Origin of the sequence: Porphyromonas sp. COT-290 OH860, assembly GCF_000768935.1 — a bacterium.
Lineage (GTDB): Bacteria > Bacteroidota > Bacteroidia > Bacteroidales > Porphyromonadaceae > Porphyromonas.
The window spans coordinates 20,654-47,512 of sequence record NZ_JRAR01000060.1 but is presented as its reverse complement, the minus strand read 5'-3'; the positions used below and the strand labels follow the sequence as shown (position 1 = coordinate 47,512).

At 50.4% G+C, this 26,859-nt stretch carries 21 protein-coding genes; 8 read left to right on the top strand and 13 right to left on the bottom strand.

Annotation, left to right across the window (positions count from 1 at the left end):
* Positions 1–18: 18 nt before the first annotated feature.
* The 4 genes from HQ41_RS06910 to HQ41_RS06895 all read right to left on the bottom strand — a co-directional run bounded on the left by HQ41_RS06910 (position 19) and on the right by HQ41_RS06895 (position 9,155).
* Complete coding sequence (locus HQ41_RS06910) at positions 19–3,405, bottom strand: SusC/RagA family TonB-linked outer membrane protein (protein WP_369794234.1); 3,387 nt, start codon at positions 3,403–3,405, stop codon at positions 19–21.
* Between the two features lie 271 nt (positions 3,406–3,676).
* Positions 3,677–7,687: a glycoside hydrolase family 2 TIM barrel-domain containing protein gene (locus HQ41_RS06905; protein WP_044189691.1), complete on the bottom strand. Its 4,011-nt coding sequence runs from the start codon at positions 7,685–7,687 to the stop codon at positions 3,677–3,679.
* Positions 7,688–8,049: 362 nt separating this feature from the next.
* Positions 8,050–8,676: a DNA alkylation repair protein gene (locus HQ41_RS06900; RefSeq protein ID WP_044189690.1), complete on the bottom strand. Its 627-nt coding sequence runs from the start codon at positions 8,674–8,676 to the stop codon at positions 8,050–8,052.
* A 242-nt stretch (positions 8,677–8,918) separates the two neighbouring features.
* Complete coding sequence (locus HQ41_RS06895; protein WP_044189689.1) at positions 8,919–9,155, bottom strand: hypothetical protein; 237 nt, start codon at positions 9,153–9,155, stop codon at positions 8,919–8,921.
* A gap of 379 nt (positions 9,156–9,534) precedes the next feature.
* Here HQ41_RS06895 and HQ41_RS06890 point away from each other — a divergent pair, with 379 nt between their 5' ends.
* The 4 genes from HQ41_RS06890 (at position 9,535) to HQ41_RS06875 (ending at position 12,887) form a co-directional block, all read left to right on the top strand.
* Complete coding sequence (locus HQ41_RS06890; protein ID WP_044189748.1) at positions 9,535–10,158, top strand: Crp/Fnr family transcriptional regulator; 624 nt, start codon at positions 9,535–9,537, stop codon at positions 10,156–10,158.
* A gap of 51 nt (positions 10,159–10,209) precedes the next feature.
* Positions 10,210–11,022 (top strand): sulfite exporter TauE/SafE family protein, encoded by an 813-nt coding sequence (locus HQ41_RS06885; protein WP_235316927.1) that lies wholly within the window; start codon positions 10,210–10,212, stop codon positions 11,020–11,022.
* 90 nt (positions 11,023–11,112) lie between these two features.
* On the top strand, positions 11,113–12,528 hold the full coding sequence (locus HQ41_RS06880) for a rhodanese-like domain-containing protein (RefSeq protein ID WP_044189687.1): 1,416 nt from the start codon (positions 11,113–11,115) through the stop codon (positions 12,526–12,528).
* A gap of 38 nt (positions 12,529–12,566) precedes the next feature.
* Complete coding sequence (locus tag HQ41_RS06875) at positions 12,567–12,887, top strand: rhodanese-like domain-containing protein (protein ID WP_152567362.1); 321 nt, start codon at positions 12,567–12,569, stop codon at positions 12,885–12,887.
* A gap of 148 nt (positions 12,888–13,035) precedes the next feature.
* Here the strand turns inward: HQ41_RS06875 and HQ41_RS09950 are convergent, their stop codons facing one another.
* The 7 genes from HQ41_RS09950 to HQ41_RS06840 all read right to left on the bottom strand — a co-directional run bounded on the left by HQ41_RS09950 (position 13,036) and on the right by HQ41_RS06840 (position 20,264).
* Entirely contained in the window at positions 13,036–14,154 is a 1,119-nt protein-coding gene (locus HQ41_RS09950) for a TlpA disulfide reductase family protein (RefSeq protein ID WP_052405335.1), read from the bottom strand.
* Positions 14,155–14,274: 120 nt separating this feature from the next.
* Positions 14,275–16,128, bottom strand: coding sequence for a glycoside hydrolase family 13 protein (locus HQ41_RS06865; RefSeq protein ID WP_044189685.1), 1,854 nt, complete (start codon positions 16,126–16,128; stop codon positions 14,275–14,277).
* Between the two features lie 442 nt (positions 16,129–16,570).
* The gene (locus HQ41_RS06860) at positions 16,571–17,125 is read right to left on the bottom strand and encodes a DJ-1 family glyoxalase III (RefSeq protein ID WP_044189683.1); all 555 of its coding nucleotides are present in this window, start codon (positions 17,123–17,125) and stop codon (positions 16,571–16,573) included.
* A gap of 35 nt (positions 17,126–17,160) precedes the next feature.
* Positions 17,161–18,075, bottom strand: coding sequence for a cell envelope integrity protein TolA (locus HQ41_RS06855; protein WP_044189681.1), 915 nt, complete (start codon positions 18,073–18,075; stop codon positions 17,161–17,163).
* A gap of 11 nt (positions 18,076–18,086) precedes the next feature.
* Complete coding sequence (locus HQ41_RS06850; RefSeq protein WP_044189679.1) at positions 18,087–18,506, bottom strand: biopolymer transporter ExbD; 420 nt, start codon at positions 18,504–18,506, stop codon at positions 18,087–18,089.
* Positions 18,503–19,183 (bottom strand): MotA/TolQ/ExbB proton channel family protein, encoded by a 681-nt coding sequence (locus tag HQ41_RS06845; RefSeq protein WP_044189677.1) that lies wholly within the window; start codon positions 19,181–19,183, stop codon positions 18,503–18,505. The genes HQ41_RS06850 and HQ41_RS06845 overlap by 4 nt, the downstream gene beginning before the upstream one ends.
* Positions 19,184–19,202: 19 nt before the next feature.
* On the bottom strand, positions 19,203–20,264 hold the full coding sequence (locus tag HQ41_RS06840; protein ID WP_044189676.1) for a hypothetical protein: 1,062 nt from the start codon (positions 20,262–20,264) through the stop codon (positions 19,203–19,205).
* A gap of 766 nt (positions 20,265–21,030) precedes the next feature.
* Between HQ41_RS06840 and HQ41_RS06835 the strand changes: the two genes are divergently transcribed.
* From HQ41_RS06835 to HQ41_RS06825, 4 genes are all read left to right on the top strand, one after another.
* A complete protein-coding gene (locus HQ41_RS06835; RefSeq protein ID WP_044189674.1) occupies positions 21,031–21,615 on the top strand; it encodes an RNA polymerase sigma factor in 585 nt (194 codons plus the stop codon).
* Positions 21,616–21,888: 273 nt separating this feature from the next.
* Positions 21,889–22,017 carry a hypothetical protein gene (locus tag HQ41_RS09945; protein ID WP_255327541.1) on the top strand — a complete coding sequence of 43 codons (129 nt, stop codon included), beginning with the start codon at positions 21,889–21,891 and terminating at the stop codon, positions 22,015–22,017.
* 21 nt (positions 22,018–22,038) lie between these two features.
* On the top strand, positions 22,039–22,695 hold the full coding sequence (rpe, locus tag HQ41_RS06830; protein WP_044189672.1) for a ribulose-phosphate 3-epimerase: 657 nt from the start codon (positions 22,039–22,041) through the stop codon (positions 22,693–22,695).
* A gap of 14 nt (positions 22,696–22,709) precedes the next feature.
* Positions 22,710–23,972 carry a ComEC/Rec2 family competence protein gene (locus HQ41_RS06825; protein ID WP_081964796.1) on the top strand — a complete coding sequence of 421 codons (1,263 nt, stop codon included), beginning with the start codon at positions 22,710–22,712 and terminating at the stop codon, positions 23,970–23,972.
* Here HQ41_RS06825 and HQ41_RS06820 read toward each other — a convergent pair.
* Both HQ41_RS06820 and HQ41_RS06815 read right to left on the bottom strand, forming a co-directional pair.
* Positions 23,932–24,471, bottom strand: a complete 540-nt coding sequence (locus HQ41_RS06820) for a shikimate kinase (RefSeq protein WP_044189669.1) — start codon at positions 24,469–24,471, stop codon at positions 23,932–23,934. The two genes, HQ41_RS06825 and HQ41_RS06820, sit on opposite strands and share 41 nt — an antisense overlap.
* Entirely contained in the window at positions 24,468–26,519 is a 2,052-nt protein-coding gene (locus HQ41_RS06815) for an HD family phosphohydrolase (protein WP_044189665.1), read from the bottom strand. The genes HQ41_RS06820 and HQ41_RS06815 overlap by 4 nt, the downstream gene beginning before the upstream one ends.
* Between the last annotated feature and the right edge of the window lie 340 nt (positions 26,520–26,859).

Below are 26,859 nucleotides of genomic sequence, written 5' to 3'. Positions count from 1 at the left end.
GATGACTTGATGAAATGATTACAAAGTAAGATTAGCTCCGAAGATGACGATGCGAGGCAATGGATAGCCTCCATTGTTGCTACCGCCCTGCTCAGGCGAGAAGATGTGCTTGCTCTGTGTCCAGTAGCCCAGATTCTGCCCCGTTACCGATAGCTCTAAATTTTCTAGCTGGAGCTTCTTGATCCAAGCCTTAGGTAGCTGATAGGATAGGGTAACCTCTCTGAAGGATAGGTAGTCGCCCCTGTAAGTGAAGAGTGTAGAGGTGCGGTAGTTGTCCTTGCCGAGGAAGTCTGCCCAAACAGCTTGTGGATATTTGGCGTCACGGTTGTTTACAGACCAAGTGTCTTGGCTCTCCTTGATGGTGTTGAACGTTCCCTGAGCAGCCCCCATGATCCAAGGCGTTTTGGTATCAATGATTGTGAAGCCAAGGGCGTAGTCGAATCGAGCCGATAGCGTTAGCCCCTTCCAGCTAAAGGATGTATTGAAGCCGCCAGTCCACTTAGGTGTATTATTGCCCACCTTTACCTTGTCAAACTGGTCGATCTTGCCGTCACCATTGACATCTTTCCAGCGAATGTCGCCGGGACGGATGGGGAGTGAGTTCTTTTTCTGTGCTGGGTCTAGCTTGTCGTAGCCTTCCTTACCGCCATAGAGAGGCGAGCGACCAGAGATGTCGATTAGCCCTGCGGGGATTTCGTCTTCGCTCTGGTAGATACCTAGAGCTTCGTAAGTGTAGAGATCGCCCGGAGTCTGTCCTTCTTGATAGCCGCCTACCCAAATTTTATCTGTTTGGTCTTTGCCAGAGTAAACCTCGAAAGCATTCTGCTGATTGCGTATCTTCTTGTTGTCTGGTAGCTTGATGATTGTGCTGCGGTTATAGGCTCCATTCCAGCCCAAACGCCACTTGAAGTCTTTCGTGTCAATGATGCGGAAAGCTAGCTCAAACTCTAGGCCTCGGTTGAGGAATTCCCCATTGTTGGATTTACTTGTGTTGATCCCAGAGACCGATGGAATTGTTATATCTGCGAATTTGTCAATCGTCAGGCGGTCGTAGTAGGTGATGTTGGCGTTGATTCGGTTGTTGAGGAAGCCAAGATCGGCACCGATCTCGAAGGTGCGTGACTTCTCCCATTCAAGATAAGGGTTGGGTAGCTCCGAGAGTAGGAAGCCGACCTGTCCGTTGTATTTGAGAGCACTATAAGCTCCTTGCACTGTATAGGGCTTTACGTGGGAGGGATTAACGTTGCCGTTGAGACCGAAGCTCATACGCAGCTTACCGAAGGAGAGAATATCTTTGTAGCTCTGCATGAAGTCTTCTTTGCTGAAGACCCAACCGGCCGACATTCCGGGGAAAGTACCCCAGCGATTTTCTTTGGCTAGGCGAGAGTAACCATCTTGGCGAACGACCAAAGAGAGTAGATACTTGGACTTGTAGTCGTAGTTCAATCGACCGAAGAAAGACATAATACGGCTGCGGATGTGCCAAGAGTCGATACCTCGCTTATCTTTCTCCGATAGAGTTAGGCCAAGATCCATAAAGTCGTCCGTAGGGGCTCCAGAGCCCGAAGCAGAGAAGCCCTTGGTGTAAGAGTCGTAGAACTCGAAGCCTGCCATCGCATCGAGATTGTGCTCTTGTATTTGTGTACGGTAGTTGAGCACTGCATTGTAAGTCTGGTCTAGAGTACGCTCAAAGGAGGCAGAGCTATTGCGGGCTTTGTTCCAAACATTCGGTTTGTCTAGATAGTCCTTGTCGAAGGATTCGTATTTGCCATCGGAGTAATACCAGATGCCATTGAGCTTGAGTGAAAGGTCTTTGAGGAAGTTGATCGTGAACGCTTGGTTGAGTGTGAACTTAGTTGTGTTGTTGTCACGAATAAACTTGTCATGGTTGAACCTCTGGTTACCGTCGCCCGAGTTTACACCTAGCAATTGCTCTCCCTTGGCATTGTAACCTCGGAATGTGGGAGGGACAGAGAAACCACGGCTGAAGTAATTGACTACGTTAGTCTTATCGGAGAGGCCGTACCACTTAGCATCTGTGAAGTTGAAGCTAGACTCCGACTTGAGCCAAGGCTTGATTTTGTAGTCGGCGTTGATGATAAAAGACATACGCTGATACCAGTTGCCATAGACCGAGCCTTTGCTGTGGTTGTAGCCTAGACCCGAGTAATAGCTGCCCCGATCGTTACCTCCACGCATGCTCAGGTTATAGTCTTGTGATAGAGCTGGCGACTGGAGGTTGAAGTCTTGTAGACGATTTTCGTTGAAGATAATACCATTTTTGGCACGACCTGCTGGGTCGTCCATCCGTTGCCAGCCTTGATTGAGTAGGAAGGCTAATTCGTCTGAGTACTCCATCGGGCTCCAAATAGCGTTGTTGGCTACGTTGCCATCGAGAGGCGTTTTGCCGTCCTTGTCGAAGTATTTGTTCCCCGTACCGAATGGCTGTGCTTGGTCTAGCGCATTGATATTAGCTAGGCTCTTGATGGCAGACCCATCTGGGTGAGTCAGTTTATTCCCTCGTGCATCCGTCCAAGCAGCTGTATTACCATTTACATAGGCCGTGCGCATCCAATGGATGTAGTCGCGGGCGTTTAGGAAATCATATCCACTATGAAAGTAATTCATCCCGAGCTTGGAGCTGAATGTGATCTCGGAGTGACCACTTCGACCGCGCTTGGTGGTGATGAGGATTACGCCGTTATTGGCGCGAGCACCATAGATAGCAGTAGCACCAGCATCCTTGAGCACCTCCATAGACTCAATGTCACTGGGGTTAATGTCGCTCATACTAGGGCGCACCTGACCATCAACTAGGATAAGAGGCGAGCCACCTCCGTTGAAGTCCGTACCACCACGCAGTACGATAGAGGGCGTAGCGCCTGGGTCGCCCGAGGTCTGCGCCACCCTCAGCCCTGCGATAGCACCCGATAGTGCCTGCGCTGGGTTGGCGAACATCCCCTGCTTGAGGACTTCTTTGTCCACTTTGGCGATTGAGTTGGTGAGCTTAGTGCGTAGCTGACGACCACCGTAGGCCGTTACCACGACCTCGTCAAGTACCGAAGATGCCTCAACTAGTAAGATTTGGAGTGGCTGATTGCCAAAGGAAGATGCCGCAATAATCTGCTCAGTGTAGCCGATGTACGAGATTTTGAGGCGACTCTTGGCGTCTACGGTGAGGGTAAACTTGCCATCTAAGTCGGTCTGCACGCCACTAGTCGTTCCTACTACATAGACCGAGGCTCCGATGATCGACTCCTTGGTCTTGTTATCGAGGACGACACCAGAGACTTGTCGGCTCTGTGCCCAAACCTGAGTGATGTAGCTGCAACCTAATAGAAAAACTAGGAGCATGAACTTAAAGTGATCCGATTTAGCTCCTACATTTCGTAAAAATGTTCTCATAAGCTATTCTTTTATTAGCGTAATTAATGTGGGTTATTTCTGTCTATGTTAATAATTACTGAAAGCATAATACAAACTTACGTAAATTTATGATGCTGGCAATGGACTATATATTTAAGGTGTTGGTTTGATCAAATCCTATTCTAAGATTGTCTATCATGGATCCATGTGAGTTTTGATAACATATATACTGGAATACCCCAAGGGGGAGTAGCAGGCCGTATACTTCTGCTGCTCCCCCTTGGGGTATTAAGTTGGTTACTGGGTAGCTCTAGTCGGTGATGACTTTGAACTCGGCTGCTGCCGCTGAATCCTGACCGTTGTGTGCGCTCAGGCAAGTGAAGCGGATATAGCGTGCCTTCACAGGCTTATCCAGCATAACCTTCTTGAGCGTCTTGTCCTCGTCGAAGCTCCCTCTTGCCACCTCTTGCCACTCTTTGGCGTCTAGGCTGACCGATAGGCTGTAGTCCTTGATGTCACCATTGACGTAGTGCTTGCGGGGTAGCCAATGGAAGCCCTTGAGCACAACGGGCGTATGTGCATCGAAGTCTATCCAGTGGGGGAACTTACCCACCGTTACCGTATAGGTCGAGTGCCAAATCGTGTTGGGATCGCCGTCTAGGAGCTTGCCTGCGTCGAAACCCTGATGTACCTCTTCGCTGCTGACGAATAGCACGCTGAGCTGAGTGGCTAGCTTGGGGTATTGGCTTAGGGCGTAGAGCTTGGGATTGTCTGCGTACCAGATCTTGATATTGCCTCCTTGGGCAAGATCCACTGGATCCGTATATGCTTGGGGCTTACCCTTGTCGATCGAGTACATCAGCTTGCCCGCCTGCTGCTCCTTAATCTGAACACGTCCTTGCAGATCACGAGCGAGTAGAGGAAGACGATCGCCCGAGAGCTGTATCTGAGCCTTGTTGAAGATCTCGTCAGCCGACTGCAGAGGCCTGATGGCGAAGCTGAAGCTCTGTGGTGTGGCGAACGACTGGCAGTGCTTGAGGGGAGGCCCTTGGCCACAGCTAAAACCTCCGAGCCCATTGACGCTAGCGTCTAGATGCAAGTGGGTATCGCCTGCACTGGGGAGCTCGTGTGGGTGTGGTGCCTTGGTAAGCTCTAGAGCCGACCAAGGGAGAGCAGAGGTGCTCATCTTGTCGCCTGCGACGAAGAGTAGACCTGCTCCAGAGCCGTCGGTCAGTGCTGCCCACCGTACATCTTCCCTATTGCCCATTGTCTGAGGCTTGGGGAAGCTCACGAACTGGTCAATCACCTTGCTCTGATGTATCTCGATGAACTGCCCCGTCTTGCGGTCTGAGTAGTTGTTGATTGGTCCTCGGCCGTAGTAGCTATAAGTGTCGTACCGCTTGGGGACGATGACCTCGAAGCCGAGGCGACCGAGCGCTAGGCTCTCTAGATTGCTTGTAATGTTGCTTTGTAGCTCGATAGAGCCATCGGGATAGACGGTCCAGACTTGATTAGTGTTGATCTTGAAGTCTTCTTTGTTAAATGGCTTGTCTGTCTGCTCCTCGACCTGATAGCGACCAGAGGCTCTGCGGTCATAGAGCTTAGCTGCATTGGGAGCTTGCGACTCTACGCCGAAGACCACGACCGCCGCTCCGTCCGCTCTCAGGTAGCTACTCGTGTGTAGCACTCTGTGCTTGAGGTTGTGCAGCCCGTGGTTACCCCAAGCCCCCCATGCCCAGATGTCGTTGTCGCACGGAGCTCGGAAGGTCGATAGCTTAGGGCCATTACCAGCCTCAATCATTGTTTGCCCATCATAGGTCAGCTTGTGTATTGTGCCTTGCTGGGCATCGAAGGCCACCTCGAAGTTGCGACCCACTACCGTAGGGCTAGGCTGGCTGATGAGCTTGAGTGTCGCTCCACCTGCGACCTCTGCGAGTGTCTGTCTATGCGAGGGGCTCTGTACGAGTAGTTGCTCTCTAGCCTGCGTGAAGCCAGCTTTAGCCCAAGGCATATCCTCTTTGAGCTTGCACTCGACTTTGAGGAAGTACTCGTGCTGAGGTTTGAGCAGATTGAGCCTGAAGGGAATCGTTGCCTTAGCCTTAGTGCGTGGAGCTACCTTGGGCATCGGGAGCGAACCCCGCTGTACCGACAGACCACCCTCCCAGAGGCTCCAGTGTAGCTCGTAGGCCGAGAGGTCGGTGTAGTAGTTTTTGTTGAAGATCTGCACACGTCCCGAGCGAATGTCTTCTGCTTCGATACCGATGTACTGATACACTTTCTGCACCTCGTAGTACTGAGGCTTGGGAGTGCGATCGGCGAAGATGATACCATTCATCACAAACATACCGTCGTTGGGCTTGTCGCCGAAGTCCCCACCATAGGCCATATAGCGCAGCCCCTCGGGGGTATAGTTGTATAGGGATTGATCTACCCAGTCCCATATAGCCCCACCGCAAAAGAAGTTGGTAGACTCTATGGCCTCCCAGTAGTCTTGTAGCCCGCCCACAGCGTTACCCATAGAGTGGGCATACTCGGAGATGTGGAATGGATACTTGATGTTGTAGCCACCCTTGACGGCATCTCTAACCCAAGAGATCGAGGGGTATTGGTTCGATCCCATATCAACGATGTCGTTGTTGCGCTCGTACTGTATGGGGCGAGAGGTGTCTATGAGTTTGGTTTGGTCGTAGCACTTGACGAAGGTCTTGCCCGGTCCCGCCTCGTTGCCCAAAGACCAGATGACGATGCTGGGGCTATTGATATTGGCACGTATCATCTCGAGCATACGATTGATGTGAGCTGCCTCGAACTCTGGGACGTGCGATAGCGACTCCTTACCGTAATAATATAGATGCGACTCGATGTTGGCTTCGTCCTCTAGGTAGATACCATACTTATCACATAGGTAATAGAAGTATGGGTGGGTAGGGTAGTGAGAGTTGCGTACATGGTTGATGTTGGCACGCTTCATCAGCATAACCTCCTGCTCCATCTGCTCGTATGTGAGTACGTGACCAGTGGTTGGGTGCGTTTCGTGGCGGTTGACGCCCTTGAGCTTGGTAGGTCGGCCGTTGATGTAGAAGTATCGCCCAGCTAGACCGAACTCATCGTCCTCGGCTTTGGTGTCCTTGATCTCCACCTCGCGGAAGCCCGTGTAGGTCGATACGATCTCGATCGTCTGCCCCTTGGCGTTCTTCAGCTCCGCCACTAGTACATAGCGATAGGGAGCCTCGGCAGACCAGAGTTTGGGGTACTCTAGCTTGAGCGTCGTGCGGTATCGCTCCGATCCTCCAGCCTCTAGCTTGTTGATAGAGCTATGTGCATGGGCTCCCCGTACGAGTGTCGCTTGATCGCTATACAGAGGTAGGGCGTATAGCCAATAGTCTATGCTGTGGGGTTTGATGCCTCTGCCTGTGTGGTTGCGTAGCTCGGCCGTGATGTTGAGCTCGCCGTGGCGGTATTGCTCGTCGAGGTTGGGAATCACTTGTAGATCTCTGATGTGGAGCTTGGGCTTGGCTGTGAGTGAAACCGAACGGATAATCCCCGGCAGACGAAACATATCTTGTGTTTCTAGAAAGGAGCCGTCGCTACTGCGATAGACCTCTACGGCTACTAGGTTCTCGCCCCTGCGGAGGTACGAGGTGATGTCGAAGGCGGCCAGATTGCGTGAGTTCTTGGAGAAGCCTACATATTGGCCGTTAATCCAGAGGTAGAAGAATGAATCTACACCGTCGAAGTTGATGTAGATCTCGTGCCCGTCCCACGCTTGGGGGACTGTGAAGGTGCGGCGGTACGATCCCACTTCGTTGCGATGCTTGTAGGTCGTCCAGTCCGTAGGGGGTGTGCGCATCACGCCTCCTCGCCAGTCGTCTATCTTGCGCTCGTGGTAGAAGATAGCTGGCTGATTGACATAGATAGGAGTGCCGTACTTCTGCCGTCCGTCTTTTTGTAGCCCGTAGACATTCCAGCACATGGGTACTGGTACCTTGGCCCAAGAGGAGGCATCAAAGTTCGTTTTGTAGAAGTCCACGGGACGCTCGCTAGGGTTACCCACCCAGTGGAACTGCCATGTGCCGTCTAGAGAGAGGTAATACTCGCTATGCTCTGGGAGGACACGAGCGGCAGAGGCTACTGAGGCGAAGGAGAAGAAGTGTGCACGAGGCTGCTCTTTGTTGAGGGCATATGCCTCGGGATTCTCCCACTCTCTGCCCGTCGGAGCGACTTCTTGCTGATAGCTAAATCCTCTAAGAGGCGGTGGAATACTCGCCAGAGCGGGTAGGGCTATGGCTATACACAGTGCAATAAGCGTGGCTTTGCGCATGATCGTTGGTGTTAATTAGCTTTCTACATTGTTGAATTTGTACAAATATAGTCATTCCCGAGTGCTTATTGGCGGTTGTCTTGGAGTCGCTAAGGGGCTATCTGGGAGGTGTGTTCGTTAGGCTCGTTTATGGCTGTGATCAAATCTATTGTCGTTGTGAGGGCGTGTGTCTAATCTCTTCGTTTCGCTGTGCTACTGATTGGTAAAAGAGGGAGATCATAATACGGAAACAGCCCAAGTAGCTTGCGACATCTACTCTGTGCGGACTTAGCCGTCTGCTTGATGTATACACTTGAGTAGGTTCTAGTTCCCCCTTGGTCTTAGAGCCCTCTAATGCGCGATATAATTATTAATATGTGAGATTATTGAAGGTTTTTGCAAGCGTGCTTATGTGTAAATCGAATTAATGGGTTGGATAGATCCCAGTGAGCCAGTTCCTCTGCTATGAGTCCTGCATGTTTTTTGCTAATGTCTTTGAGAGCGTTGCCTACGGATTTACGCACATATTCGCTCTTGTGCGCTTTGTGCTGGCTGAGGAGCTCAATGGCAAGAGCTATATGTTCTTTGAAGAATGGTCTACTAGTCCAAACACGAAGCCCCTCTGTTACTGCTCTAATGATGTTGGGGTTCTTGTCTGAGAGCCATTCTTGGATTATCGGGAGGGACTGCTCGTATCCTTGTCCTCTACAAATGGTATCGAAAGCCATGGCAAGCATTTCCTGTACACGCCAGTTAGGGTCAAGGCCTATGTGTTCTTTAAGTACTTGGTATGCTTTGATATGTTTTGAGGCGGCTAGCCGCCCTAGTAGAGCAGTGGAGAGCATACGTACTTGATAGGCCTCGTGAGTGGTAAGGCTGATGGCTATATCAAGACACTCCTTTTCTGAGTATTGAGATAATACCTCCTCTAGGGCATCAAGAATATGCCGAAAGCCATGTTCTATAACTGTGATTTTCTCTAGAATAGGGTCTATATTGTTGGCAACCATTTGTGATACTATGAATAATGTTTACGAGGTAAATGTATCAAATTACTTCTAATACTTGTGGCCCCCAAAGGTAGGGAAGAGTTTGGTTGTTGGCTCGAATAGTCGCAACTAAATTTGTTTGGATATTTTAACAAAGTAAGCTCTGTGATTTATATGATTGAAGTGCCTTGGGTGTGTCGATCGGGTAGCAGCGAAATGAGCTCTTGCCAAGAGTAGACCTCGTATTTGGCCTCTGGGAGGCTCTAGATTACGTCCGACCTTGGCTGGGCTCCTAGGCCCCAGCCAAACGGAAATAGAGGCTTAAAATCTTGTTTTGTTAATTTGTTGATATATAGATGTATGTAGTGATTGTTGGAGACGATCGCTCCGATCGTAGCACTCGTTTGGCCATTTCTTCCCATCAATGCTCCGTGATTGATGGAGATACCTTCCAAGGTTAGTCCATCAATCTCCGAGATTCTTCCCTTCAATCTTTTCAAATCCTCTCACTAGTCTTGATGAATAGCTCATGTGTTTTTAAGAATTTGTGGCTAATATATTTACACTTCTTGACGAAAATCGTAGACAAATGAAGCCTCGAAGCGAGCGTAATTGGTTAGGCTTCTCTGTGGCTGTATTGCCTCTGCTTGGAGTACTGCCAGTCTTGCTTAGCTTAGGATAAGCTCTGGATCACTCTCCGTTTGGGTAGTGCTTACGTTCGACAGCCTTCGATGCTCCAAGAGGGGGGCTGTGGGTGCAATAAGATTAGGTCAGCTACTTTCGAGCTTTTCTAGACAGTTGATCGAATACCAATGATTTTCTTCTCTCCAAAGTCTTTAGTACTATGATTTCTGTGGGTAAATGAGTAAGTTTGCCTCTATGAAGTATCTAGAAGACATTGCCGAGTTTCGCTCATCTCCAGAGCTGGTAGCCAAGCTCTATGAGCATAGTATCCTCAAAACCTACGAGGCTGGGAGCGTTATCCTTAACGAGCACGCCCACATTCGCTCGATCCCGATAGTTATTCGAGGGGTCATGAAGGTAATCCGCACCGAGGACGATGGCCGAGAGATCTTACTCTACTATATCAAGGCGGGTGAGAGCTGTATTATGTCTTTCCTCGGGGGGCTGCACAACGAGCCTAGTAAGGTTAAGGTAGAGATCGAGGACGATGCCGAGATCCTCTTCCTCCCCGTGGACAAAGTTTCTCTCTTCATCAAGGAGCACCCCGAGTGGCTAGACTATATATTCCGTTCGTATCACAAGCGCTTCGAGGAGCTACTCGAGACGATCAACGCCATAGCCTTCAAGAAAGTAGACGAACGGCTCCTCACACTCTTGGGCAAAAAGGCCGAGCTCACTGCCTCGTCTACCATAGCCATTACCCACGAGCAGCTGGCCAGTGAGCTAGGTACGGCACGAGCAGTAGTGTCGAGGCTGCTCAAACAGCTCGAGGAGGCAGGGCAGGTGCAGTTGGGACGCAACAAAATCACGCTTGTGTGACCAAAGTAGCAGTACACCTGCACTAGATAGGCGACCTTTGTTTCATCACAAATGCTATCATCTATTATGTACTTAGTCGGTTATCTAGCATCTATTCTAATTGGTTTGGCTCTAGGTCTAGTCGGTGGCGGGGGCAGTATCCTCACCGTCCCCGTATTGGTCTATTTGCTGGGGGTAGACCCCGTATTGGCTACGGCATATTCACTATTTGTCGTGGGGGTAACGAGTGTTGTGGGTAGTGTGTCTTACTTTCGTCGGCAGCTGGTAGACGTCCCTACGGCTATCCTTTTTGGGTTACCCTCTATCGTGGCTGTCTACCTGACGAGGGCCTATCTAGTGCCTGCGATCCCCGAGCAGGTCTTGCAGCTGGGGAGCTTTGTTCTAGACCGTGGTATGCTCCTAATGCTCCTATTCGCTGTGCTGATGTTGGTTGCCTCTATCGGTATGATACGCCCACAGGGGGTGCAAGAGAGTAAGGCGCAGAGCCGTGGACGGTCGCCCTATATGCTTATTCTGCTTGAGGGAACTGTGGTCGGTATGCTCACGGGGTTGGTAGGCGCTGGGGGTGGCTTCTTGATTATCCCTGCCTTGGTGCTTCTGGGCTCCCTGCCTATGAAGGAAGCTGTCGGCACTTCTCTTGTGATCATCGCAGCCAAGTCCCTATTAGGGTTCCTCGGCGAGAGAGATTTGGCAGGCTTGGATTGGGGCCTACTATTGGCTGTTACGGCTTTTGCTATTGGGGGCATATTCGTCGGCATGAAGCTATCTCAGCGCATCGACGGAGCTAAGCTCAAGCCTGCTTTCGGCTGGTTTGTACTCGTGATGGGGCTGTATATCATCTTGAGAGAGCTATTCCTAGCCTAGCCATAGCCCTTGTGTGACAAAAGTAGCTGTGCAGTTTGCCAGCCTGCCCCATCTTTGTAGCGTCAATAAACATTAAAGCATTCAACAACTATGACAGTAGAACAGATTTACACGGGCTGCCTAGCACAGGGTGCCTACTACATTACCTCAATGGGCGAGGCCGCCATCATCGACCCTCTGCGTGAGGTAACGCCCTATCTCGATAGGCTCAAGCGTGATGGTGTGCAGCTCAAATACATCTTCGAGACACACTTCCACGCCGATTTCGTAAGCGGACATATTGATCTGAGCAAGGCCACAGGGGCCCCTATCGTCTATGGCCCTACGGCTCAACCCGGCTTCGAGGCTATCGTGGCAGAGGACAATCAGACTTTTGAGGTAGGTAAGGCAAAGGTACGTGTCCTACATACCCCCGGGCATACGATGGAGAGCTCGTGCTTCTTGCTTATCGACGAGGACGGTAAGGAAACGGCTCTCTTTAGTGGCGATACCCTCTTCCTAGGTGATGTGGGCCGCCCCGATCTAGCTCAGAAGGCCGCCAATCTCACTCAAGAGGAGCTTGCAGGGCTACTCTACGAGAGCCTGTACAACAAGATCCTCCCTCTATCGGACGATATTACAGTCTACCCGGCCCATGGTGCAGGCTCGGCTTGTGGTAAGAATATGATGAAGGAAACAGTCGATAGTCTAGGTAACCAAAAGCGAGTGAACTATGCCCTCAACCAGCCAAGCAAAGAGGCATTCGTCGCAGCCGTTACCGAGGGGCTCTTGCCCCCTCCTGCCTACTTTGGCGGTAATGTGGCGATGAATAAACTGGGCTACGATAGCATTGATCGTGTCCTTGAGCGTGGGTTAGTGCCCCTATCGCCAAAGGACTTCGAGGCCGTAGCCGAGGCATCGGGAGCCTTGGTGCTAGATGCACGTGCTCCGGGAGTTTTCGCCAAGGGCTTCATTCCTCGCTCTATCAACATCGGGATAGACGGCGACTTTGCCCCTTGGGTGGGTACGATGATCGTAGACGTCAAGCAGCCTCTGCTGCTCGTTGTAGACGCTGGTCGAGAAGAAGAGGCGATCACAAGGCTCAGCCGTGTGGGCTTCGACCATGTGCTTGGCTATCTCTCCGGTGGATTTGAGGCTTGGCAGGCTTCAGGCCGAGAGACAGATTCGGTAGAGCGCATTTCCGCCGCAGAGTTCGCACAACAGTTCAAGGCCGACGAAACGCTCGTAATCGACGTACGCAAGGAGAGCGAGTATGCTGCCGAGCATATAGTCGATGCTTATAGCCGTCCACTTGCCTACATCAACGATTGGATAAGCGACCTGCCACGTGATAGGCACTTCTATCTGCACTGTGCAGGTGGATACCGCAGTATGATCGCTGCTAGCATCTTGCAGGCAAGAGGCTACCGCTCATTCACAGACATTGAGGGAGGCTTTGGTGCCATTGCCCAGACTGATGTCCCCAAAACAGATTATGTATGTCAAAGCAGAGTATCAAAAAAATAGCGTCAATCGCTATCCCCGTTATAATTATAGTATTCGTTATGTTTGGATTTTTGAAGAACCTACTAGGACAGTCCGACGATCAGACTATTGCCAATGCCATTCGTGAGGGTGCATTCTTGGTCGATGTGCGTACGCCGGCAGAGTTTGCCTCTGGTAGTGTCCCCGGTGCCGTCAATATCCCCCTCAATGATGTGGGGGCTCGTGTGGCCGAGTTTAAGAACAAGAAAGGTATTGTGGTTTTTTGCCGCAGTGGTAATAGAAGTTCCCAAGCCAAGAGTATCCTTGAGCGCAACGGTATCAAGGGCGTTATCAATGGCGGTACATGGGATCATGTAGCCTCGATCAAGCAAGGACTCTAGCTACACAGACCTAGAAAAAGGCTAAGACCAAAGCCAGATACTTGTGCAATCGCTAGGATTGTCATAAGTATCTGGCTTTGGTCTTGCTAGTAGTATGACGCTTTAGACCACCGAGTAGAGCTTGGGCGTCATGTCGTGCCTCGGGGTTTTAGAGCTTACCGCCGTTAGCTTGCAGTATTTCGTCGAGTTTCTCCGAGATGCCCTCGCCACGTAAATCGCGAGCTATGATCGTACCGTCGGGGCCGAAAAGAATGATATGAGGAATGCCTGTGATGCCGTAGAGCTTAGTCGCCTCGTCCTTGTTGAAGATTTGTGGCCATGTGATCTTGTCTTCCTCAACTGCCTTGACGTGCTTCTCCATTTCGTCCCATACAGCTACGCCCACGATAGTAAGTCCCTTCTTGCCGTATGTGTCGCATACTTTGATTAGGTTAGGCATCTCTCTGCGACAAGGACCGCACCATGAAGCCCAGAAGTCTACAAGCGTATAGTGTCCTTTTCCTACAAAGTCGCTCAGCTTATTGGCTGCACCATTGCTATCTACGCCCTCGAAGTCAATGAACATTTGGCCAACATCGGTGCGGAACTTGGACTCCAGCATATCCAGATGCTTCTTGATGCGAGGCATCGCTTGTAGCTCAGGAGCAACCTTGGCCTTGAGCTCCTCTAGACGTTTGGCATCAATGTCTTCTTCGGAGGTGAGCAGGTTCTCGAAGGCAAGTACTCCGAGTATGTTGTTGGGATACTCGGCTAGGAGTCGCTCGGAGTCTGCTTTGAGTGCATTATTGTAGCCTTTGAGTAGCTCCTCGTACTCTGCTATTGCAGCAGCTTCGTCCTCCATGGCACGTAGACGACCAATATGCTCGCCCATAGACTTAGACATGCTGTCGATCTTGCCCGTGTAGGCGGCTAGTGCATCGTTGAGCTTAGTCCCCTTAGCCGATGGAGCAGTCATATCCACTTGGATGTGACCTTTCTCTAGTACCAATGGGGTTGAGTACTCATTCTTGAGGATCAGAGAGGCGTCGGCCATGAGATCTTCGGGCGTGCGCTCTGCAAATGTGAAAGCATTGTTCTCTACCTTAGCACTATCGATGTGCTTGTAGTCTTGCATCTCTGCATCAAAGGTGATTAGATAAACGTACTCACCATTGGCTTGAGCCTCTGCGGGTACTGTACCAGAGATGATGTAGCCCTGTGGCTCCTTGGCACAAGAGGCGAATAGACCTGCAGCAATGACAGCCGCAGCAATGATACTTTTCTTCATAAGTTGTTCTAGATGATGAATTATTTAGATACGAGTTTATTAATTTATTCAGTGTAAATGTACGATTTTTCTGCATAGAGTTTCCCTAGAGCGCCACTCGGTCAGTCGATTACATATGAGTTAATACTCGAGGATAAGAACGCTACGCTTGGGGAGATTAGTGTGCTGGTGTATATCAATCGTCTGTCCAGTTAGCACCTCCCGAGCCGCTCCTATGGGGAGTAGCTCCTGCCAGTAGCTGTGGTCTAGCTTCTGCTCGGCATCTGTCCCGTTGAAGATGACCGTCACAGCCTTATCGGTCAAACTACGTTTGTAGATGTATAGCCCGTTTTGCGGAGCTTGGTGCTTGAAGTCGCCTCGGGCGATCACCGCATTTCCTTTGCGCCAATGTAGCAGACGGCTCATTAAACGCCAAGCCTCGGCAACTGCGCCTTGTCGCTCGGCAGAGGAGAATAGGTTAATCGAGTCTGTAGGCCAGCCACCCGGGAAGTCTGCACGCAGTGCTCCATCTCCGTGAGCTTTGTCTGCTGGCATTAAGATTTCTGTGCCGTAGTAGAGCTGGGGAATACCACGTACTGTCAGTAGCATAGCGATGGCTTGGCGGTAGCGATCTTGGTTGCTTGCTTGTTTTTGGTCACGTGCAAAGCGGGAGGTATCGTGATTGTCAAGGAAGGTAAGTAGACTCATGGGGTTGGGATAGACCATGTCTTGCGAGAGATAGTCGTAGATGCGGAATAGACCGCCACCCCAATCACCTGTTTCTTCATCGAAGGCTTTGTTCATTATTTCCATTAGCGGGAAGTCCATGACCGTAGGCAGGTGTGAGTTGCGAGGAGCAGCCAGACGGCTATGCTCCTGCCAGTAGGAGATGAGTACGTTGCTGTTGAGCCAAGTTTCGCCTACGATATTGAAGAGTGGATACTCCTCTCGGACGGCCTTGCACCAACGAGCCATCATATCGAAGTCTGCGTAAGGGTGCGTGTCTTGGCGAATACCATTGATACCAGCGAACTCAATCCACCAAATACTGTTCTGGATTAGATAAGCCTCTACGTGGCGATTGCGCTGATTGAAGTCTGGCATCACTGAAACGAACCACCCATCTAGAGCGATGCGACGAGCCGAATCGGTACTATAAGCGTCCGATTGAGTAACTGTGCGGTAGCTGGTCTGTCTATAATGCCCATCATAGTTGAACCAATCTCGGCTCGGCATATCCGCATAGAGGTAGTTGTGAATACCACAGTGGTTGAAGATCATATCCATCACGACCTTCATTCCACGCCTATGAGCCTGCTGGACTAGACGACGAAAGTCTTCATTTGACCCAAATCTAGGATCTATCTGATAATAATCGGTAATTGCATAGCCGTGATATGAGCCCTCTGGCATATTATTCTCTTGAACGGGATTGAGCCAAATGGCGGTAACTCCGAGGCTATCGAGGTAATCTAGTCGCTGCTCAATGCCTAGAAGATCGCCCCCATGTCGGGCGAACCCGTTGCTCCGATCTAGCACATCGGGGTGTATGCCTCGTACTTGGTCGTTGCTTCTATCCCCATTAGCGAAGCGATCGGGCATAATTAGGTATAGGACATCGGAGGCGTCAAATCCTTTCACTTGTGAGGCGTCAGGCTGGCGCTGCTTGATTTCGTAGGGAATACTTATCGTTTTCTTCCCTTTGCGCAGCTCAATCTGCATCGTCTGCGCAGGCGCTTTAGCAAGATCTACGTAGATAATGGCATAGTTGGGGCTCTCTTGTAGCACTACTTCGTCTAGCTGAACTCCTTGCCCCTTGACTTTGATTTGGTAGGTCGCAATGTTGTCGCCGTGTAGTAGGATTTGCAGTTTAGGGTTCTTCATCTCCGCCCACCAAAATTGAGGTGCGATGTGTTTGATTTGCACGCTCGCCTTGAGTGGAATAACCAAGCCTAACGCTAGCAGGAAGGTTATTAAATAAATTACTCGCTTCATTGATTTCGTCTTAAATATCAAATTGAATAAAAATACTAGTCATACGCCTATCCAAGTCGTTAGCCTTTATGAGATGCTTAACCTCAAGAAGCTAAGCTTCAGCCTCGGTAAAGCTAAAAGGGCTGTGCCGAAACAATGAGTTCGACACAGCCCGTAATAGTTATAAAAAGCCACGAGCGATAAAAGTGAAAACTCCGAATGACAGGATTTGAGTGCTCCTCAACCTTTGTAATTCGCATATCCTCAAGAGGATTACGACACGCCATTGGAGGAGAAGCTTGTCTCGGAAAAAGATTTTAACGTTGAGTCTACCTATCGACAACGTGGCTTTATACTTCCTCTTGTATCAGCAAAGTTAGCAAACCGATCCGTAATATCCAAACGACTTATATCAAGTCCTTGGCGGCTGAGTGACCAAATCTGCCGTATCTGAGTGCAATGTCTATCGTTTGTAGATGATAGCGTCTGCTACGAGCTGTGCCTCCTGCTCGCCGAGTAGATACTTGATGATTTCAAGGCCGAAGTCTATGGCCACGCCAGCGCTACAAGCGGTTATGACATGTCCATCGGTGATAACTTTCTGCTCCGAGGCCTTGTAGCCAGTAAGGTGATTCTCGAAACTGGGGTAGCAGGTTGCACGTTTGCCGTTGAGTATGCCCAGCTGCCCGAGGATCATAGGAGCTGCACAAATGGCGGCTACCAATCGGCCAGAGTCGTACATTTGGCGAAGCGTAGAGCGTAGCACCTCGCTGGCATTGAGGTTGTCTACACCGGGTAGTCCCCCCGGCAAAACAAGAGCATCTGCGTTGGATAGATCTACCTCGTCTAGAGGCTTGTCTGCTCTGAGCGTGATGTGATGAGCGCCGCTCACCTCCAAACTATTGCCTACAGCCACAGTGATGGTGGCGATACCTGCCCGGCGGAGCAGGTCGATTGTTGCGACAGCCTCAATCTCCTCGAAGCCCTCGGCTAGGAAAACATAAACATTCTTTGCCATTGTAGATATGTATTAAAAGTGTTGGTAGTGCTCGATTATTCGATCTCGAAGTCGTAGGTAATGATTCCTCGTTGCTCCACTGTCCCCTCTTGGGCATTGAAGCGAGTGGATTTGGCAGCCGCTACAGCAGCTGAGCGAACAGTTGGCTCAGCGATATTCGTGCCACGAGGGTCTACATGCGCCTCGGTAACATGCCCAGAAGCATCGACCGTGATGCGTACATTGATACGCCCACGTACTGCCCTCGCTGTACGAGGCGTATTGAGCCGTCCGCCGTTGCTGACGATCGTACGCCCTACGAGGCTAAAGCTACCTGAGCTACCCGACGGTTGGCCTTGATTGCCCGTACCATTAGAGGACGTGCCTTGGCTCTGCCCTGTATTTCTTCCAGCTCCGAAGGCATTTGATACACGAGAGCCTGCTTGGCGAGCCTGCTCTGCCTTCCTCTGTGCTTCGGCTTGCTCGGCTTTTCGCTGTCTTTCGGCTTCTTCTTCGGCACGTTTTGCTTCGTCCATTTGCCTCTGTATCTCAGCTCTACGTCTTGCCTCAGTCTCGGCTATCCTATTAGCCTCTTCGGCTTTGCGCTTTAGCTCGGCACCCCGTAGGCTCTCTTCGTGCTGCTGTGTTTGTACGGGCTTGGCTGGAGTAGGCTTATTCGTTTTTGTTGGCTTGGGCTTGCTAGGAGTGGGGGTAGGGGCAGGCTGTGCCGGCTTGGGTGTTGGTACGACAGTGGGCTCTCGCTCACCCTGCATCTCCTGCCCCATGGGTTCCTGCTCTCCCGAGGCTTGCTCTACCGTACCCAGATCAACGAGCACAAGCTCCGTTTGCTTGGGTAGGGGCATACGTCCCTCGAGTTTGAGCCAGTAGAGTAGGGCGATGAACGCTAGATGAAGCCCAATGGCTACGCCTAACCCCACCAATCGTCGTTTATTCCTTTCTTGCTGCATCATAGAGCTCTACACTATTGCTCGCTAGTGATTTTAGTAGCTAGAACGACCTTGAGAGAAGCCTGAGAGGCTAGACTAATTACCCGAACAACATCTCTATATGGAACGGTTTCGTCGGCATGGATAGCGACATAGCTATCGGGGTGCGCCGATGCGAAAGCTCCTAGCCTTAGTCCGAGTTCCTCGGCTGGTAGCTCTAGCTCTGCACTCTTGTCTAGCCCCAAGAAGAGCTTCCCCTCTGGGGTGATAATGACTCGTGCGTTAGGCATCTCCTTGGCTGGCTGCTGAGTAGCACTGGGGAGCGTTACCTTGATGGCGTTTGGTACGATGATCGTACTGGTGACGAGGAAGAAGATCAGCAGGAGGAAGATAACGTCTGTCATCGATGCCATGCTGAAGCTATCCGCCACACGAGTTTTGCGTTTCAGACTCATAGCGAATCGTTGAGTAGATCCATAAACTCGACCGTCTTGGTCTCCATCTTGTTGATTACCTTATCGAGCTCGGCTACAAGGTAGTTGTAGGCGAAGAGGGTGATAATCCCTACTACCAGACCGCCCACTGTGGTCACTAGAGCTTCGTAGATCCCTCCAGAGAGTAGGGCTACGTCTACGCCTGCACCACCAGCATTCGCCATATCAAAGAAGGCACGCACCATACCCGTAACTGTGCCGAGGAAGCCAATCATAGGTGCACCAGCGGCTATGGTTGCTAGTACTGGCATACCTTTTTCTAGGCGGCCGATCTCGATGTTGCCCACATTCTCAACGATGACGAGGATGTCGCTCATCGGGCGGCCTAGACGGCTGATGCCCTTCTTGACCATGCGAGCCGCGGGTGAGTCGGTATCGTCGCATAGTTTGAGTGCCGAGCTCGTCTTGCCCTCGCTGATGTAGTCCTTGATACGCTCCATAAAGTACTTATCGTCCTTGCCAGCAGAGCGGATTTGCATGAGCTTGGTGACGAAAATGTACGCAGCTAAAAGCGATAGCAGCAGTAGAATGATCATGACCCAACCTCCCTTGAAGGCTAAATCTAGGATTGATAGGGCTGGTACTGGCACTTCTGGGCTCAGCACACTAGCGAGTGAATCTACAGTGGTAGTTTCCATTGTTTTCTGTCTTGTCTATTTATTGATTGTTTGTTTCTTGATTTACTAACTCCTGCGTCGTCGGAGCTGCTGGTACATAGCCTCTGGCCGAGGGGATTGGTAGGCCGTGTAGAGAGGCTCGGCTGAGGGCAGCATTGTCGAGAGCCGACTCTGCTTGCGTCGAAGTCCCTGATTGGGCTATGTCTGCTCCTCCGAGTACTCGTGGAGCACCCTTGAATCGGTAGATGGCGATCGTGCCCTCTGGGCAGAATCGGTCGCTGACCAGTAGGCTGCGATCGTTACTCTCGTCATAGATGAGTAGATAGTCGTTGTAGGGGGAGTTGAAGGGCATGCCTAGCTGCGTGGGTTTGTAGTAGGTATCCTCCTCTACTCTGTACCGGCTTATATATAGATCGTAGCCACCTAGCCCGCTTGGGTCTTCACGAGCGAATAGAATCCGTACGCCATCGCTCATCAAGAATGGGCATATATGCCTATTGTGCCCCTCGGTTAAGGCCTCTAATGCGCCTGCTATGGGTTGATACTTCCCTGCGATACGCTCGTAGCGCATCATAGCTCCAGAGGTTTCGTTACTTAGGCTTTCTAATCTGATGCGCCTTAGCTGGGTCGTGTAGCTGTAGAATAGACTACTGTCTGGGCGTATCTCGGTGCGGAACGAACCTACCCAGTTTGTCCGAGTTTCGGGGTTAGTCAGTAGGCGCTCCAAATCGAGGCCTAGGTCACCGAAGGTAGTGTGTAAGCTATCGATCAGCTCAACGCTCTCGGATAGCTCAGCTAGGCGCTCAGCCTTGTCTACGCGCTGCAAAAGTTCGTCTGCCTCCTGATGAATAGCCTTGCGAGCTTTTTTGCTCGCTGTACTATATTGCTCAAGGCTCCGACGAGCATCGGCGAACTGATAGAGCTGGTATTTGGCCTGTGCATCAGCCCAAAGGGCATCTAGATCGACTTGTTTAGCTGTGGAGGAGCGTCTGCGTTGCCCTAATAGGTCGTCGGTACCAGCCCATAGAGCCATAACAATGCATAGGCCTGCAAGCACTGAGCTGACTATCGGTTTGTTGAATATACCTTGGAGTCTAATCATATATCTGTCAAAATCTCTGCCTACAAATTTACCATTTTTTTATGTCTTAGTTGATAGTACTCTAAATCCTAGTAGGAATTAGCCTTCTTGAGAGGGATTCAAGAGAGGGCCTTGTGGCCTTTGTATATCATTTCTGTAGATTTTTGTTAAGACTAGATGGGGTATTTCAATTCCCTAGTTTATATCTGTCAATTTGATTGATGGGAAGATCTTGTCGGATTGGTGGGGTAGTCTTGTGAGATGTGTCCTCCGTTTCTGAAGAATTGCAGGGAAGAAACGCCCCTAAATGAGGGGTAAGTACACGAATTATGGTGGAGGTTTAATTGTAAATATATGATTTTTAGTTTGTTGTGAAGAATTGATTTTAGACGGGTATTTGCTCTAGTCTGGGGATAAGTGCTCAAATAGGGGTTAGCCTGCTGAGAAGCCTGCTAGAGGCCAAATACGAGGTTTGCCCTTTTTACTTCAAGTATACAGAGGGCTCCCCATCAACATTCTGAAAACTGAGCTGAAATATAAATCCTGCACTCTAAGCAAAGAATCTTCTCGTTACGCTCGCCCACCGCAAATGTTAGCCTTAAAATATCCTGTAAAATCCGTTGTTAATTCAGAAAACTCTTGCACAACTCAATTCAATTTATTTAATTTGCAGATTGAACTGCGGAGCATCGTAGTTTATTATTGTCTAAAATTAACAAACGTATCGCCTATAGAAAGATAATTACATTCGGTAAATAGAAGTCCAATCAGTTAACATTGAATAACGATGAATAGACTTGAAACGTTGAGTGACGACCAACTGGCTCTGCTCTACGCTGACGGATGTAATGAGGCTTTCGATGCTTTGCTCACGCGATACGATGCCTATATCCATACTTACATAAGATTCTCCACTGCGGACGAGGACCTCATCGAAGATATCTTCCAAGATACCTTCATCAAGGTTATGACTACAATCAGACGAGGCAAGTACACGCCCGAGGGCAAGTTTAAGCAGTGGCTCACGCGCATCACGCACAACCTCGTGATGGATACCTTTCGTCGGCAGAAAACGGAAGCCAAGCAGACCATTTATCCCCAAGAGGAGTCTGCCGACTCGGATATGGTCTTCTTGACTATTGCCTCCGATAGCCCCAATGGCGAGGAGCAGATTATCCAGAGAGATACTCTAGATGAGCTACACGACAAGCTTGCTCTACTCCCTCTTGAGCAACAAGAGGTCGTTAGGCTTCGCTATTGGGAGGAGATGAGCTTCAAGGATATTGCAGACCGTACTGGTGTGAGCATCAATACAGCCCTAGGGCGTATGCGCTACGCTCTGATCAATCTTCGCAAACATATACAGCAATAAACCGAGCAGCAGATACGTTTGGTAGGTGTCTAGGCTCAAGATAAGTGATTGAGGCCTCTTGCGATCTATATGAGGTTGGGTTTGCCCTAGCTCTGTACTAGATCCTTGGGGGGGGGATGTGGGCTCCTCGCTCGTAGGGGAGCCACCGTTGGCTTTGCAGATTGTGTGTTGCGCTTAGTGCATCTGTCCCAGAGTGGCGGCACGATTGTGCTATACTATGCAATACTCTCATTATCTTTGGGTTTTGTAGTACCTATCAAACGTATTTTGCTTATGCAACATTTTTACTCTCTTACACCTAGTCAGCGTATCAATATCGCTCTCGATGCAGAGCGAATGCGCCGAAGTCCCAAACACCAGCAGACTCTCATCAATCTGCGCTTACTAGCCTCTCTTATCTAGGCACCACAGAGCAACATCACTATGAGTACTATCGTATCCCCATCACTTCTCTCTGCCAATTTCCTACGTTTAGAGCAGGACGTGGAGATGATCAATCGTAGCCAAGCTCAGTGGCTACACATCGACATTATGGACGGTGTTTTTGTGCCTAACCTCTCCTTTGGTTTCCCGATTTTGGAGGCTATTCGCCCCATTATTGAGAAGCCTCTAGATGTGCATCTGATGATTGTCGAGCCAATGAAGTTCGTCAAGGAGCTTGCCGCCCTCAAGGTGGACACGATGAATGTGCACTACGAGGCGGTTACACATCTGCATCGTGCCATTGGGGCTATCAAGGACGCAGGCATGAAAGCTGCCGTAACGCTCAATCCGCATACCCCAGTGGAGCTGCTGTGCGATGTCTTGCCAGATCTAGATATGGTGCTTCTTATGAGTGTCAATCCCGGATATGGAGGTCAGAAATTCATCACTCGTACGCTCGACAAGGTTAGACGCCTCCGACAGATGATAGACGAGGCGGGAGCTCAAACACTCATCGAAGTGGACGGCGGAGTCAATGCCGAGACGGGAGCTGCTCTAGTAGCTGCAGGGGCTGATGCACTCGTGGCTGGTAGCTATGTCTTCGGTCATAAAGACCCCGAGGCCGCAATCGCAGGATTGAGAGCCCTCTCTCGCTAAGCTCAGCTGTAGATATGACCATGAGGCTAGGGAATGCTCCTCGTCAGTTCCTTGCCTTGGCGGAGCGTTCGTGGTATAGAAACCCCGCTCTACAGGTTCTTCTGTGCTATCTGCTAGCGGCGATCTATGTCAATCTAAGCCACAGACCGTCCCCATGGTGGGGAGTGGTTTGTGGTTTTTCTGTACTCGCTCTATCTCTCCTCCCCTCCTTTTCGCCGAGGCTGATGTATAGGTTAAACGTATACTTGCCTAGCTTTATCTTTCGTCTTGGGGTGCTTTGTGTACTGGTGTCGCTCTTCTCTCTACGTATAGCCCAGAGTGATAGAGAGCAAGTGAGGGATATCCGAGCCAATGAGCCACGAGAGGATCTGGTGGCTAGCCTCTCCGGCAGCTCGGTGAGCCCAGAAGTGCAGCGCTTGTGTGCGGCCATTGCGCTGGGGCATCTGCCTAGAGGAGAGGCAAGCAAGGAGCTGAGAGAGCAGTTTGTAGGTAGCGGAGTGGCACATATCTTGGCCGTGAGTGGATTTCATCTTGGGGTAGTTGTCTTTTTCATCTCGCTATTTCTGAGGTGTTTGAGCTTCTTGCATTTCAATCCTCGCTGGCGTAGTATGCTACTACTGCTAGCAGCTTGGGGCTTCGTCGCTCTCTCGGGCTGGGCTGTGCCGACGGTTCGGGCTGCGGTCATGCTCTCGCTATTCCTAATTGCTCGTATGCTTATTCGCCCCGTATCGACAACCAATATCCTTGCTGCCTCAGCACTTATCCAGTTGCTCCTAGCGCCTCATCTTTTGCAGTCCGCTGGCTTTGCCCTTAGTTACGTAGCAGTGCTGTCGATCCATCTATTCTATCGTCCGATCTATCGCTTGGTTGGGGAGGTTCGCCAGCCTATTTTGGGTTATGTTTGGTCTATGCTGGCTCTGACGCTTGCGGCGCAAGTCTTGGTTTTACCCTTGTGTCTGTATTATTTCGGGCAGGTGTCGTGGGCATTTGTGTGGACTTCTCTTCCCGTGGGCTTGGTGGCCGTAGTGCTTATCCCGATAGCGCTCCTGCTCTATACCCTTGGCTATCTAGGCTTGCCTCTACTTGGCCTAGAGGTCGCTGCCGAATATCTAGGTCAGATGATGCTCTATATCACAGAGCATGGCGCTCAGATTGACTGGCTGCACCAGCACTATCGCCCCGAGCTGTGGCATCTGCTACTCTATTGGTTTGTGGCTATTGCTTGGGCCGTGTGGATCAGGCGAGATGAAGCTCCCTTAGTCGTTGTGCCAGTTTGATGGCCAGTGCTATCTCGTCCTCCTCATTGCGCAGATCGTTGACCGACTCCTCGAGCTGAGCCTGACGGTAGATCGCATCACGCTCCTGCATGGCAGCTTGTACATGTAGGAGCAGTTCCTCGCCCGACTTGTCACGCACCGAGGGACGAGTACGCTTGCATAGTTCTAGCCTCCCAGCTAGTACTTCGTTGCAGGCTGAGAGATAGAGGGTGGTGCCGCAGGCATTCATCAGTTCCATATTACCATGAAAGCAAGGCAATCCTCCGCCCGTGGCGATGATACAGTTCTCCATACCCGATAGCTCCTCGATGACGACCCGCTCTCGGCGACGAAAAACCTCCTCGCCCACCGAGGCAAACATATCGCAGATGCGCTCCCTAAATCTAGCTTCGATGAAAATGTCTGTATCAATAAATGACCAATCTAGCTCATCGGCTAGCTTACGCCCGATGGTACTTTTGCCTGCACCCATATACCCTATTAGAAAGATTGGGTTCATTGCTTCTCTGGATAGGTGATACGTGAGTGATACATCGTCTTGAGCTTGATGAGGAATACCTCCTTGATGGTTTGAATATCTTTGAAGGTCAGGGGTGTGTCGTTGAGTAGGCCCTCCGATACGATCGAGTCAATGATACGATTGGTCAGTAGGCGTATCCCATCTTCTGTATGCTCTTTGAGGCTTCGGCTCGAGGCTTCGACAGCATCGGCCAGCATCAAGATACCTTGTTCTTTGGTCCACGGATTGGGTCCCGGGTAAGAGAATGGCGTCGGGTCTACCTCTTGGTCTGGGTGCTGGTTGCAGTATGTATTGTAGAAGTAGCGGGTCATGCCCCTACCGTGGTGCGTACGTATGAAGTCGATAATCTGTGGTGGTAGATTGTGTTTCTGTGCCAGAGCTATTCCGTCCGTTACATGGCGAATGATAATTTGCGCACTCTCCTCGCAGGATAGCAGGTTGTGCGGATTATTGACGCCTTGGTTCTCCGTGAAGTAGGACGGATTCTTAATCTTCCCGATGTCGTGGTACAGAGCCCCTGTGCGTATGAGCTGCACATCGCCTCCGATCTTGCTCGCTGCTTCTGTGGCGAGAATGGATACTTGTAGAGAGTGCTGGAAGGTGCCGGGGGCAATCTCGCTCAGTTCCTTGAGTAGTGGTGTATTGACGTCGCTCAGCTCTACGAGGCTCACGTTGGATACATAGCCGAATATTTTCTCCACGATGAAAGCCAAAATGTAGGTGAAGGTCAAGAAAATCAGATTGATGGCGAAGTAGAGCTGGATAACCCAGTAATCGTGACGTATGCCTCCCTCATTCATGATCGTGATGGCTAGCGAAACAATCGTGTAGAATAGGTACACAAGGAAGGCGGCTCGAATGAGCTGAGCTCTAGAGCTGAGCGTCTGCAAGGCAATGAGCGCAACCAAGCCTGCGACTACTTGGATTAGGATAAAGCCAAGAGGCTCGGCAATGAATATCGCCGAGGCCAGTACCATAATGATGTAGGTGATCAGCGAAGTATGCGAGTCGAAGAACGTACGCATCATGATCGCAAACATCACATAGGGTATGATGTACTGGTTGAAGAGATCATAGTGGATATTGACTGCCGTTAGACCTACGAAGATGAAGAGCGAGATGAGCAGGAATAACATATTCTTGCGCTGCTGCACAAAGCTCGGGATAAACAAAATAAGATACAGACCGAGCACGAAGAAGAGTAGCCCCATAGAAAGCAAACTACCGATGCGTAGGCTCCACTGCTGGAGTGTACCGCCACTACGCTTGTCTTGCTCTTGAGCCAGTGAGCGCAATAGGTTGTAGGTGTATGGCGTCACGATCTCTCCTTTGTCGATGATGCGCTCCCCTTGCTGTATTAGCCCTACCGAGGGAGATAGATCGTTGAGCTCGGCTTGAATGAGCTTTTGGGTCAGATCCTCGTTGTACAGCACGTTGTCACGCAGATATCGAGATAGATCCATCTGTTGTAGCAGGTCGGCATCTAGAGCGTTGGGCTTGTTGTCGTATAGTTGCTCGTAGGCTTCTTTGAGGCTGTAGAAGCGTGTAATGGGCTCACGCTTCATGATATTCTCCTTGCCTACTAGGTTGATCTCCAGCTTCTCTCGCTCCCTCAGATTCACGAGTTGATCTGCTTGTATTAGCCCTCGTGTGTAGAGGCGTCGAAGTTCTTGATGTACATATATGTAGTAGGCGTGGGGAATGCTTTTGGACATACGGGCATGATACTCGTCTTTGAGCTCGGCGAGCATCAAGGCCATGATTTCCTCATCGTAGGTATATACGGGCTTCATAGCCTCTCGTATGCTGTCTTGCTCCAGACTTAGCTCGCTCTCTGCCTTGTAGATAGGGAAGTCATAGGGGGCTGTCAGTAGGTCGTATTGCCATGGCTTCCCTTTGCTGAACTGATAGCGAAACCCGCCGTTGCCGGGAGTGAGCAACGTAATCAGTACAGCAACAAGCAAAAAGCCAAGAAGCGTACGTATATTCTTCTTGAAAGCTTGAGGAATGCTAATAATCTTCCACATAGATATCCTAAAATGTTTATCTACAAAGGTAATGAATTAGTCAGTATTGTCTTCATCTGTTTTGGAGCTGAGGCGCCTGCTGCATACCTACTCGTTCATTAACCCACCAGCGATATTGGAGCCGTTGGGCAGGTGTGGGCGTTTATGAGGCGAGAGTTAGCGATCGGTATTGCCTTTTCGGCAAATAGCAGTTAGGCCTGCTCCGCCTCCAATCTTTGGAGGAAGGTTTGCTCTACATAGAGATAGGCTTCCTCTATATAGAGCAAGCTTTGCTCCACATAAAGCAAAGCTTGCTCCAAAGAGATGTGCCCTAGTTATCGTATTCCTCCATCCCTTGGTT